The sequence below is a fragment of the Dyella marensis genome, from assembly GCF_049532885.1.
Lineage (GTDB): Bacteria > Pseudomonadota > Gammaproteobacteria > Xanthomonadales > Rhodanobacteraceae > Dyella_D > Dyella_D marensis.
The window spans coordinates 4,596,550-4,608,593 of the sequence record NZ_CP064029.1; the positions used below are offsets into that span (position 1 = coordinate 4,596,550).

Genomic DNA, 12,044 nt, shown 5'->3' on the forward strand with positions numbered 1-12,044 from the left:
CCGTTCCCCGTTCCCCTTTCATCGCTTACTGCCAGTTGCCCACGTCGGCGTTGTAGCCGTCGCCGCCGGGCTGGCCGTCCTGGCCGTAGAAGATGAGGTCGAAGTTGCCGTGCTCGCCGGGGTACTTGTAGCCGAAGGCATGGCCCCAGGGATCCTTGAGCTCCGATTCCTTCGCATACGGACCCTGCCAGTTGCGCGCATTGGCCGGCTTGGCGATCAGGTCCTGCAGCTGCTGCGGCGGCGAGCCGTTGTCCAGCGCGTAGTTCTCGACCTTCTGGCTGAGCGTGGTGAGCTGCGCCTTGCCGGCGCCGTACTTGCCCTTGTCCACGTTCTTGCCGACCTGGGTCACCACCACCGCGCCGATTATGCCGATCAGCACGATCACCGCGAGCATTTCCAGCAGGGTGAAGCCGCTGGTACGGCGGGGAATAGAGAATCGGGAATCGGGAATCGGAAAAGCAGTGCGCCGCGCGGTACGGCGGTTTTCCCTATTCCCTACTCCCGATTCCCGATTCCCGACAACGAAACGTTTCATGACGTGATTCCCTCTCATTGAATATTGCTGGTAAGACTGAGCAGCGGCAGCAGGATCGCCGCCATGATGATGGCCACCAGGATGGTCATCACGATGGTCAGCGCCGGCACCAGCGCGGCGAGCAGGCGGTCGATCGCGCGCTTGCTCTCCAGTTCGAAGGTGTCGGCCACCTTCAGCAGCATCGTGTCGAGCTGGCCGGCCTCCTCGCCCACCTGCACCATCTGCAGGGCCAGCCGCGGGAAGCGCTGCGACTGGGCCAGCGCAAGGCTCAGACCCGAACCACCCTTCACTTGTTCCGCAGCCTGGGCCAGCGCCTCGTCCAGGGCCCGGTTGGAGGTGACCTGGCGGGCGATGGTGAGCGCCGACAGCAGCGGCACGCCGTTCTTGACCAGGGTGCCCAGGGTGCGGGCGATGCGCGCGGTCTCGACCTTCAGCAGCAGCGGGCCGACCACCCGCTTCTGCAATAACTTGCCGTGCCAGGCCAGGCGGTAGGCCGGGTCGCGCATGCGCGCGCGCCACACGAAGATGCCGCCGCCGATCAGCAGCACCAGCAACCACCACCACGACTGGATCAGGTTGCCCAGCGCCAGCACCGCCTGGGTGATCAGCGGGATCGGCACCTGCATGTCCTCGAAGATCGGCACGAACTGCGGCACCACATAGGCCAGCAGCAGCACCAGCGAGCCGAGCACGCCGACCATCAGGAAGGCGGGATAGATCAGCGCATTGACGATGCTGCCGCGCAATTGCTGGCTGCGCTCGAGGTAGTCGGCCAGGCGGCGCAGGGTGTCTTCGAGCGAACCGCCGGCCTCGCCCGCGCGCACCAGGCTGATGTAGAGCTTGGGAAACACGCCGTGCTCTTCGTCGAAAGCCTGCGACAGCGTGGTGCCGCCGCGCACGCGGTCGCGCACGCGCTCGATCAGCTTCCTGGCGCGCTCGCCCTCGGGCAGGTCCAGCAGGATGCCCAGCGCGCGGTCCAGCGGCTGGCCGGCGCCCAATAGCGTGGCCAGCTGGTGGGTGAACTGCGCCAGCTGGTCGCCGGTGAACGGCCCGCGCTTGAACAGGCCGCCGAAGCTGCCGCTGCTGCCGGCCTCGTTGGCGGGGCGCGCTTCCAGCGGGGTGTGGCCCTGGTCCTGCAGGCGCGCGATCACCTCGTCGACGCTGGCCGCTTCCATTTCGCCGTGCAGGATGTCGCCGGTGTCGCTGACGGCGCGGTAGTGGAACTGGCTCATGTGCCGCTGCCGCTCGCGCGGGGAATAGGGAATAGGGAATTGGGAATAGGGAGCAGCGCGGCGCAAGCCTTGGAAGCTGGGGCGGCAGATCTTTCATAGGGCGCATGGAATAACGGCAGCGTCGGACCTTGCGCCGATTCCCTATTCCCTATTCCCCATTCCCGGCTCTCAGCCCTCCTGCGTGACACGCAACACCTCCTCGAGCGTGGTGATGCCCGCCACGGCCTTGGCGATGCCGTCCTCGTACATGGTGCGCATGCCCTCGGCGCGCGCCTGGCGCTCGATCTCGCCGGCGTCGGCGCGCTGCATCACCAGGCGGCGCAGCGGGTCGGACATCACCAGGAACTCCATGATGGCGCGGCGGCCGCGGTAGCCGGTGGGATTGGCCGCGCTGCTGCCGGGCTTCCACAGCCGGATCGGGCGCTCGTCGGTGTACTTGTGCAGCTCGAACTGCTCGATCACCTCGGGCAGCGCTTCGTAAGGCGTCGCGGTTTCCGGATCCAGCCGGCGCACCAGGCGCTGCGCCAGGATGCCGTTGACGGTGGAACCGAGCAGATAGTCTTCGACACCCATGTCCAGCAAGCGCGTGATGCCGCCCGCGGCGCTGTTGGTGTGCAGGGTGGACAGCACCAGGTGGCCGGTGAGCGCGGACTGGATCGCGATGCGGCAGGTTTCCAGGTCGCGCATTTCGCCGATCATGATCACGTCCGGATCCTGGCGCACGATCGAGCGCAGGGCGCCGGCGAAGTCCAGCCCGATCTGCGGCTTCACCTGGATCTGGTTGATGCCTTCGATCTGGTATTCGACCGGGTCCTCGACGGTGATGATCTTCACGTCCGGCGTGTTGATCTTGCCCAGCGCGGTGTACAGCGTGGTGGTCTTGCCCGAGCCGGTGGGGCCGGTGACCAGCAAAATGCCGTGCGGGCGCTCCAGCACGTCGACGAAGCGCTGCTGGAAAGCGGAAGTGAAACCCAGGGTGGAGAAATCGAACACCACCGATTCGCGGTCGAGGATACGCATCACCACCGACTCGCCGAAGCTGGTCGGCACGGTGGACACGCGCAGGTCCAGTTCCTTGCCCTGCACGCGCAGCTGGATGCGGCCGTCCTGCGGCAGGCGCCGCTCGGCGATGTTGAGCTTGGCCATGATCTTGACGCGCGATATCACCGCGGCGGTGGAACTGGACGGCGGCGCTTCCACTTCGTGCAGCACGCCGTCGATGCGGTAGCGCACTTTCAGGCGGTTCTCGAATGGCTCGATGTGCACGTCCGAGGCGCGCTGCTCCACCGCGCGCTGCAGGATCAGATTGACCAGGCGGATGACCGGCGCTTCGGAAGCCAGGTCGCGCAGGTGCTCGACGTCGTCCTCCACCGCGGCGCCGCCGTCGAGGTTCTCCACGATGGTGCCCATGGCGGAGCGGCCGGAGCCGTAATAACGCTCGATCAGGTCGTCGATTTCCGAGCGCAGGCCGATGCGCAGCGTGACCGGCCGCCCGGCGGCCAGTTCCACCGCCTGCAGCGGATAGGGGTCGGCCGGATCGGACACCAGCAGGGCCAGGCCGTCGTCGCCGTCGCGCACCGGCACCACGTGGTGCAGCTTGAGGAAGCGCGGGGACAGGTCCAGTTCCGCCGGCGGCAACTCCGGCGCCTCGCGCGCGGCGAGCAGGGGCGTGTGCAGCAATTCGGACCAGGCTTCGGCCAGGTCGCGCTCGGACACCAGGCCCAGGCGGGCCATCAGCGCCGTCAGCGTGCCCTCGGGCGACTCTTCGTGCAGCCGCCGCGCGCGCGCCAGATCGCTGTCTTTCAGCCGCCCCCGCGCCACCAGCAGGTCGCATACCGCGGCTTCGCGGTTGCTTTCTGCGGCTCCATCGCCGGGCGCCGGCTTGGCCACTGCCGACATCACACACCCCACATCTCAAGTCCAGGTCGCGCCCGCGATGCTCCGTGCATCGCCCCTGCCGGGCGAGTGAAGCGCCATTGTTAACACAACCATCGTGGCAGTGGCGAGCATGCTCCCGCGGCACTGAGATGTCGTAAGAAAAAGGCAAAAATATCTGTCTTAATCGGACAATAGAGCAGTGCAGCGCAGCATCGGACCATCGCGCCGATGCCGCGCCGCGGCTTTCTCCTTATGCCTTAAAGACCTATGCCCAGGCCCATGCCTCCGGCGGTTTCGCCGCCCCCGGCGATCGCCGTGCCCAGGGTCAACCGCGCCCGCGAACTGATCTGCCGCGAAAAGCCGACCGACAGCGCCCCTTGGCCGCGATAGCCGCCCACCGCCACCCCCAGGCTGTTGCCATCGAAGCCCTGCGTGCTGGAGGACATCAGCGACATCGCCACGCCGATCGCGCCGACGCGGTTGATGCGCGTGTCGAGCGTATTGAACTGGTCGTCGACGTGGCGGCGCAGGTCGTCCAGCTCGCGGCGGCTGGCGAGATTGCCGAGTTTCTGGTCGGTATAGGCCTTGGCCTGGGTCAGGGTCTGGCGATCGCCGGCGTCGGCATAGCTATTGGCCGTGCTCAGCGCTTCCTGCACCTGGCTGCCGGTAGCGGCCGCCGGGTCGGGGGTGTAGCCGATGGCCGGACCTGGATCCTTGGCGCTGCCGGCGGCCACGCGCTGATCGAGCGCGGCAAGGCGGCTGCTCAACTCGCCGAGGCCGACATTGATGCTGCCCACCGAGCTGCCGAGCACGCTCTGCAGCTGGCTCAGGTTCACCGCATCGGTCGCCTGCGTGCCGGCGGCGACGTCGGTGATCTGGCGTTCTGCGCCGGCGCTGCCCACCGACACCGTGTTCGCGCGCAAGGCCTTCGAGCCGGCACCGAGCGCGACGCTGTTGACCATGCTGGCGCTGCTGTCGGCGCCCAGCGCCACACCCGACGCGCCGGTGACGGTCGCTTCCGAACCGATGGCGACCGCCTTATCGGCACGCGCCTTGGCCAGCGAACCCAGCGCTGCGCTATCCGCGCCGGAAGCTTCCGCGCCCGCGCCGAAAGCCGAGGCTCCCACTCCGGCGGCGCTGGCGCCCGCACCGACGGCGGTACCGAGGATGCCGCTGCTGGTGGCCGCCGCTTCGATCGGCGCCCCCGCATCGTCCGTCAGCACCAGCTTTCCATCGCCGTCCAGCGCGCGGCCACCGATGGCGACGCTGCCGGCGGCGGTCGCCTGCGCGCTCTCGCCGTAGGCCGTGCTGGCCAGGCCGGATGCCACGGAGCCGAAGCCTGCCGCGGTCGCATAGCCGGCATTGGTGCTGGCGCCGCTGCCGAAGGCCGAGGCGCCATAGCCGAACGCGCTGGCATTCGCGCCCAGCGCCGTGCTGTTCGCATCGTTGGCGAAGCTGCGGTAACCCATCGCCACGCTTTCGCTGGCGTTGGCGATGCTGCTGGCGCCATACGCGCTGGCGGCAACGCCCAGCGCGGCGCTGCCGGCGCCGGTGGTGGTGGCGTCGGCCTCGTCGGCCAGCGCGTTCTCGCCCAGCGCCGTGCCGCGGTCGCCGTTGGCCGTGGCTCCGGCACCGCCGGTGGTGGTGCCGGTGGGCGCGTTCTGCGCCGACGCATCGGTCATCCCGTACAGCGCCAGGCAGGCTGCCAAGACGGACACACGCAAAGCCGAGGATGCACGGCGGTTGTCGTTGCAAGATTTGTTCATCGGAATGGCACTCCTCAAAGGTCGGACAGGCGCGCGCCGCGCCGCCGCGCACTCGCGCGGCGGCGCGGCGGCGCTGCTGTTACATGCTGTAGGTGGCCTGCAGGCTCACGTTGGCGTAGGGCCGCAGGCCCACCAGCTTGATGAAGTAGGAACCCGCCGCAGGACGCGCCACCACCACGCTCTCGCTGTTGCCGGGATGCACGGAGAGGTAGGAATAACTCGTCGGCATCGGCTCGTTGCCTGCGCGCACCACCAGCGAAACGTCGCCGGTGCCGCCGAAGCTGCGGATGTTCAGCGAGCGCGCGCCGGGCGGCACGGTCAGCAGATAGAGCCGCTCGCTGCCTGCCGCACCCGCCAGCGCGGGCAAGGCCTTGCCGCTGTCGAGTTCGATGAAGGCCGTGCCGCCATTGCCGCCCTGGCGCCAGCTGGCGTACTGCCTGGCCAGCTCCGCGTCGGAGAGACACGCATTGAGGCTGCTCGCCTGCACGGCATTCAGCAGGCCGATGCGGGCCAGCATGGCGGCATGGCCACGTATACCCGCCGCATAGTCGCCCACGGTGGCGGACGTGGTCGCGAGCATCTTCGCCTGCGCCGCGATATTCGCGCCCACGATCACGCCGCCCGGCACCCAGGTCGGCACGCCGGTATCGCAGGTACCGAGCAATTGGCCGCCGCTGTTGACGCGCCAGCCTTCGTCCAGGAACAGCGACGGGGTCAGGTCCAGGTCGATATGGCCTTTCAGATCGGGACTCAATGCGAATTCCATCAGCGCATTGGGCGAAAGACGCGTGTCGAAATGCGAGAAGGAAGAACCGGGCCGCACCGTCCTGGGCGCATAGAGCTGCACGTAGCCGGACGGATCGATGCCCGCCGGCACCGCGCGCATGGCCACGCTCAAGCCGGCGAGATTCCCCTTGAGCACATCGGCCTCGGCCTGCTCCAGCAGCAAAGTCGGAATCGTGACCGCAACACCGGCGCCGGCATGGATCGAGACGTCAGGCCCGGCCGGGTCGTACGCGAGGATCGCGCCGGTGGCTCCGGCCGCCTGCGCGAAGCGCGCCTTCGTCACGCCGTCGCAGGTGCCGGTGTCGATCAGCGCGATATGGCCCGCCACCGCGGCGGCGTTGTCGAAAGCGCTGCAGCCTTGTGCATTGCTTCCGGTCACCGCGCGTACCACGGTTCCGCTGAAATTGGCGGGAGTCGCCGCCGGGCCAAGCGCCAGCGGGGAGAAGCCGTACTCCTTGGCAATCGCCGCAGGCGCGGTCACCTGCAACGCGTTGCGCGTACCCAGCGCCAGCGGCGCATGGGCCCTGACGTTAGCGCCGGTGAAGACGAGATGCCCATCGTTCAACGCCGAGCTGGCGCGTTCGGCGTTGGACATGTCGTACCACCGCCTGCCCTTGGCATTGTCGTAGGCAAACAGCGAATAGATGTCGGGCACTGGCGTACCATCGCCGTCCATCGCCGGCGCTCCGGTTTCCACATCGCCGAAGCCGAGAAAGCCGAGGCCGTGCGCCATCTCGTGCAATACGACGTTGAGGAAGTTGCTCTGGCCGCGCGGTGTGTTGCCGTCCAGGCCTAAGTACCAGCCCGACCCTTCCAGGCATCCCGGCGTGCCGATCGCGCCATTGAACGCGGCATTGATGTCCACCGCCCCGGGAGTCAGATCCCGCCCGCTCAACGCCTTGGCCAAAGCGATGTGATAAGCGACACCCGGCCGGATACCCGCCCCCGAAGCGAAAGTAAAAATGTTGGCGGGGCCTGCCTGGCCCAGCGTTGCGCCATCGGCAGTACATGCCAGCTTCTTGAACGAAGCGCCCACGATGATCGGTGGGCGGCTCTTCAGCACGCTGCCCCACAGCGAGGCCGCATATTCGAAGACGATGCGCGCCTGCTCGCCGCGGGTCTTGCCGGGGTTGCCGCCGACGGGCGCCGCGGCGGCCGGATCGTCCAGTCCCGTGCCGGTACCGACATCGCGATTGTTGATGCGGATTTCCGCCGGCGCCGCACCCGCTGCGGCCATCAGACCGCCGGCCAGCAGCATCAGCCATGGTTTGCGCCGGCTCATGGGGTGGCCTCCGGCGCGGCAGCGGCGGCACCGGCCGCGTGATGCATGCGATATTCGCCATCTGCACCGCGCTCCATCACCAGCCGGCTCTGCAAGCGGTCGGGGAGTGTCGCGATCTTGCCCTTGCTGCCGTTGCCGAGATCGACTTCGCGCCAACGCAGGCGCTCGTCGGCCTTCGCCGGCGTGCCGAGCGCGCGCAGCAAGGCCTGATCCCCTTGCGTGGCGCGCTGCAGCCGCGCCATCTCCGCGTCGGTGGGCGCGCGCAGTTCGCCGGTAAGCGGGTCGCGGAAGACGACCTGATGGCTTTGCGTCGCCGCCGGCGCCTTCGCCGGCTGCTCCGCCGCCGATGCCGCCGTCGCCAGAAGCGCGATCAGCGCCAGGCCCAGAGCGTGCGTGCTTGTCTCGTTCTTCAAAACCTGTACTCCTCAATCCGATGAAGTGCGCCGCGCGGAAACTGCTGGGGCGCGGACGTTCGAGCGGCCGCACTTGCCCGCCGCCGGCGGAGGCCGGCGGTGCGGTCGAAGGGCGATGGGACATGCCGCGCGACCGTGGGGTATCCGGCCGCGCGCGATGGCGAAACGCTCGATCTCCATGCCCGAGCAGACCCGGCATGGCGACCCGATTATGGACAGCGAAGTCCGTGAAGTGCCTTCACGGTTCGTCGACTTTCGGACATTCCTAAGGAGCAAGTGCCGCTATAAAAAAAGGCCGGTGCATGGCGCACCGGCCTTGGTGAAGCTGACCAGCTTGCGGCATCCGACGGATAGTTCTCCGCCCGATGCGCGGTTTTACCAGCCCACGCCCAGGCCCACGCCGCCCGAGCTTTCCCCGCCGCCCGCCACCGCCGCGCCGAAGGTGAGATTCGCCCGCGGCGAAAGCTGCCTGGAATAACCCACCGACAAGGCAGCCTGCCCGCGGTAGCCGCCGACACCCACGCCCACGCGGTTCTCCGTATTGATGCCCTGCGTGCTGAAGGACATCTGCGCCATCGCCGTGCCCATCGCGCCGACGCGGCTCACGCGCGTATTGACCGAGCGGAACTGCCCGTCGACGTGTTCGCGCAGGGCGCTGAGGTCGCTGCTGCTGGCGAAGCTGCCGAGCTTCTGGTCGGTGTAGGCCTTCGACTGCGTCAGCGTCTGGCGGTCGCCGGCATCGGCATAGCTCTTGGCGGTGGTCAGCGCTTCTTCCACCTGGCCGACGTTCGCCGCATCCGTGGCCTGCGTACCGGCGGCGACGTTGACGATCTGCCGCTGCGTGGCCGCATTGCCGACCGACACGGTATTGGCGCGATCGGCCACCGCACCCTGGCCCAGCGCCACCGCACCGGCGGCGCTGGCGGATGCGCCCTGGCCTATGGCCGTGGCCGAGGCGGCGGTGACGTTGGCGCTTTCGCCGACCGCCACCGCATTGGTGGCGACGGCGGCGATCGTGCTGTTGGCGCCGACCGCCGTGCTGCCATCCGCGTTGACCTTCGCGTTGCCGCCGATCGCGGTGTCGTTGGGGCCGGCCGCGTAACTGTCGCTGCCGATCGCCGTGCCGTGATCCCCGCCGGCAGCCGCGCCCGCACCGAGCGCGACGCCCTTCGAACCCGTTGCGACACTCGCCGGCCCTGTGCCATCCACCGCCAGCCGGCCGCCGAAACTGCCGTCGCCGGTGGTCACGCGCTGATCCAGCGCGGCGAGGCGGTTATTGAGATCGCCGATGCCCGCGTAGATGTTGCTGACCGAGCCATTGAGCGCGCCGATCGCGTCGAACACGCTGGTATAGCTGCCGCCCTGCACGGTGAAGGCGCTGGCGACCAGGGCGCCGTTGCCGTCGACATCCGCGTTGCCGCCGATCAGGCGCAGCACGTCCCGCACCTGGCCAACCGTCACCGCATCGTCGCGCCGCGCGCCGGCCTTGAGGTTGGACAGGCGCGTGCCGCTGGCGCCGGCCAGGGTGGCCTGGCTCTTGTCCGCCGCGTCGTACGTCAGCGCATTGCCGACGCTCGCGCTCACCGCGCCCTGCAGCTGGGCGAGGTTCACCGCATCGGTGCCTTGCGTGCCGGCGGCGACGTTGGCGATCTGCCGTTCCGCGCCGGCCTTGCCCACCGACACGGTGTTCGCGCGCGTAGCCTGCGAGCCGGTGCCCAGCGCCACGCTCGATGCCGCGGTGGCGGAAGAGCCGTAGCCGATGGCGACGGATTGCGAGCCGCTGGACGTCGCCAGCGTGCCGAGTGCCGTGCTCAGCGAGCCGGAGGCTTCGGCGCCAAGACCGTAAGCGGATGAGCCCAGCGCGCTCGCCTTCGCGCTCGCACCGACCGCCGTGCCGCCGACGCCGGCACTGGTGGCGGCCGTGGTGATCGGCTGGCCGTTGGCATCGTTCAGCAGTGCCGCGCCGTCTTCGTCCACCGCGTTGCCGCCGACCGCCACGCTGGCGGCGCCTGCCGCTTGCGCACCCGCGCCGAACGCGGCGCTGTTCTTCCCGGAAGCGACCGCGCCGTAACCGGCTGCCGTCGCATAGTCGGCATTGGTGTTGGCGCCGCTGCCGAACGCCGAAGCACCCACGCCGAACGCATTGGCATTCGCGCCGATGGCCGTGCCGTTCGCATCGTTGGCGAAGCTGCGATAACCCACCGCCACGCTCTCTTCGCCGTTGCCGATGCTGCTGGCGCCGGAAGCCACGCTGTGCACGCCGAAGGCTGCGGCATCGTCGCTGCCATCTTTCGCACCGTCGGCGGTGAAGTAGTGATTCGATGCGGTGCCCTGCACGGCGGTATCCAGCTGCTGCTTGTTCACCGCATCCGTGGCCTGCGTGCCGGCCGCGACATTGGCGATCTGCCGCTCCGCGCCGGCCTTACCCACCGATACGGTGTTGGCGCGTGTGGCCTGCGAGCCGGCGCCCAGCGCCACGCTCGATGCCGCGGTGGCGGAAGAGCCGTAGCCGATGGCGACAGTCTGCGAACCGCTGGACGTCGCCAGCGTGCCGAGTGCCGTGCTCAGCGAGCCGGAAGCTTCGGCGCCCAGACCGTAAGCGGAAGCGCCCAGCGCGCTGGCCTTGGCACTCGCACCCACCGCGGTGCCGCCGACACCGGCGCTGGTGGCGGCCGTGGTAATCGGCTGGCCGTTCGCATCGTTCAACAAGGCCGCACCGTCTTCGTCGACCGCGTTGCCGCCAACCGCCACGCTCGCGGCGCCTGCCGCCTGGGCATTCGCACCGAACGCCGCGCTGTTCTTGCCAGAGGCGACCGCGCCATAACCGGCTGCCGTCGCATAGTCGGCATTGGTGTTGGCGCCGCTGCCGAACGCCGAGGCGCCCACGCCGAAGGCGTTGGCATTCGCACCCACCGCCGTCCCGTTCGCATCGTTGGCGAAACTGCGATAACCCACCGCCACGCTCTCTTCGCCGTTGGCGATGCTGCTGGCGCCGGAGGCCACGCTGTGCACGCCGAACGCCGCAGCATCGTCGCTGCCGTCCTTCGCGCCGTCGGCGGCGAAGTAATGGCTGGCCGTCGTGCCCTGCACGGCCGTATCGAGCTGCTGCTTGTTCACCGCATCCGTGGCCTGCGTGCCGGCCGCGACATTGGCGATCTGCCGCTCCGCGCCGGCCTTGCCCACCGACACGGTGTTCGCGCGCGTGGCCTGCGAACCCGCGCCCAGCGCCACGCTCGACGCCGTGGTCGCCGACGAGCCATAGCCGATAGCGACGGATTGCGAACCGCTCGCCGCCGCCAGGGTGCCGAGCGCCGTGCTCAACGAGCCGGAAGCTTCGGCGCCCAGACCGAACGCGGAAGCGCCCAGCGCGCTCGCCTTCGCACTCGCACCGACCGCCGTGCCGCCGACGCCCGCGCTGCTCGCCGCGGTAGTGATCGGCTGGCCGTTGGCATCGTTCAACAAGGCCGCGCCGTCTTCGTCGACCGCGTTGCCGCCGATCGCCACGCTGCCAGCACCCGCCGCCTGCGCACCCGCGCCGAACGCCGCGCTGTTCTTGCCGGAAGCGACCGCGCCGTAACCCGCCGCCGTCGCATAGTCCGCATTGGTATTCGCGCCATTGCCGAACGCAGACGCACCGATGCCGAACGCATTGGCATTCGCACCGACCGCGGTGCCGTTCGCATCGTTGGCGAAACTGCGATAACCCACCGCCACGCTCTCCGCGCCATTGGCGATGCTGCTGGCGCCCTGCGCGGTGGCGCCGATGCCGAAGGCCGCGCTGCCTGCGCCGATTGCCGTGCTGTCCTGCGCATCGGCCAGCGCGTTCTCGCCCACCGCGGTGCCGCGCTCGCCGTTGGCGGTGGCGCCGGTGCCGGCGGTGGTGGTGCTCTGCGCCAGCGCGCCGCCGGCACACAGCGCCATGCACGCGGCCAGGGGTGCCGCCAGCACCGAGGCGCGCAGGCGCCGGGAGGCACCGCGCCTGCCGCGGGCGCTGGCCAGCTCGCTGGCGACGACCAGCACGCCGAGCGACGCATTCCAGACCTTGCTGTAAATCTTGTTCACGAGTGGCACTCCCTGATGTCGTCCGGGCACGCGCCCGCGGCGGCGCGTTCGCGCGCCACGGTCCATGCCGCTGCATTCATCGGGGGCGCC

General features: G+C 69.2%; 7 protein-coding genes. All 7 read right to left on the reverse strand.

What is annotated here, in order from left to right:
- Positions 1 to 25: 25 nt before the first annotated feature.
- On the reverse strand, positions 26 to 451 hold the full coding sequence (gspG, locus tag ISN75_RS20100) for a type II secretion system major pseudopilin GspG (protein WP_167253805.1): 426 nt from the start codon (positions 449 to 451) through the stop codon (positions 26 to 28).
- Positions 452 to 549: 98 nt separating this feature from the next.
- Positions 550 to 1,767, reverse strand: coding sequence for a type II secretion system inner membrane protein GspF (gene gspF / locus ISN75_RS20105; RefSeq protein WP_168648310.1), 1,218 nt, complete (start codon positions 1,765 to 1,767; stop codon positions 550 to 552).
- A gap of 168 nt (positions 1,768 to 1,935) precedes the next feature.
- On the reverse strand, positions 1,936 to 3,666 hold the full coding sequence (gspE, locus tag ISN75_RS20110; RefSeq protein WP_167253489.1) for a type II secretion system ATPase GspE: 1,731 nt from the start codon (positions 3,664 to 3,666) through the stop codon (positions 1,936 to 1,938).
- A 236-nt stretch (positions 3,667 to 3,902) separates the two neighbouring features.
- Positions 3,903 to 5,411, reverse strand: a complete 1,509-nt coding sequence (locus ISN75_RS20115; protein WP_343817851.1) for a YadA family autotransporter adhesin — start codon at positions 5,409 to 5,411, stop codon at positions 3,903 to 3,905.
- Positions 5,412 to 5,490: 79 nt separating this feature from the next.
- Complete coding sequence (locus ISN75_RS20120; protein WP_343817853.1) at positions 5,491 to 7,479, reverse strand: PPC domain-containing protein; 1,989 nt, start codon at positions 7,477 to 7,479, stop codon at positions 5,491 to 5,493.
- Positions 7,476 to 7,892 carry a post-PEP-CTERM-1 domain-containing protein gene (locus ISN75_RS20125; RefSeq protein WP_167253485.1) on the reverse strand — a complete coding sequence of 139 codons (417 nt, stop codon included), beginning with the start codon at positions 7,890 to 7,892 and terminating at the stop codon, positions 7,476 to 7,478. The genes ISN75_RS20120 and ISN75_RS20125 overlap by 4 nt, the downstream gene beginning before the upstream one ends.
- Positions 7,893 to 8,267: 375 nt before the next feature.
- Positions 8,268 to 11,954 (reverse strand): ESPR-type extended signal peptide-containing protein, encoded by a 3,687-nt coding sequence (locus ISN75_RS20130; protein ID WP_343817855.1) that lies wholly within the window; start codon positions 11,952 to 11,954, stop codon positions 8,268 to 8,270.
- Between the last annotated feature and the right edge of the window lie 90 nt (positions 11,955 to 12,044).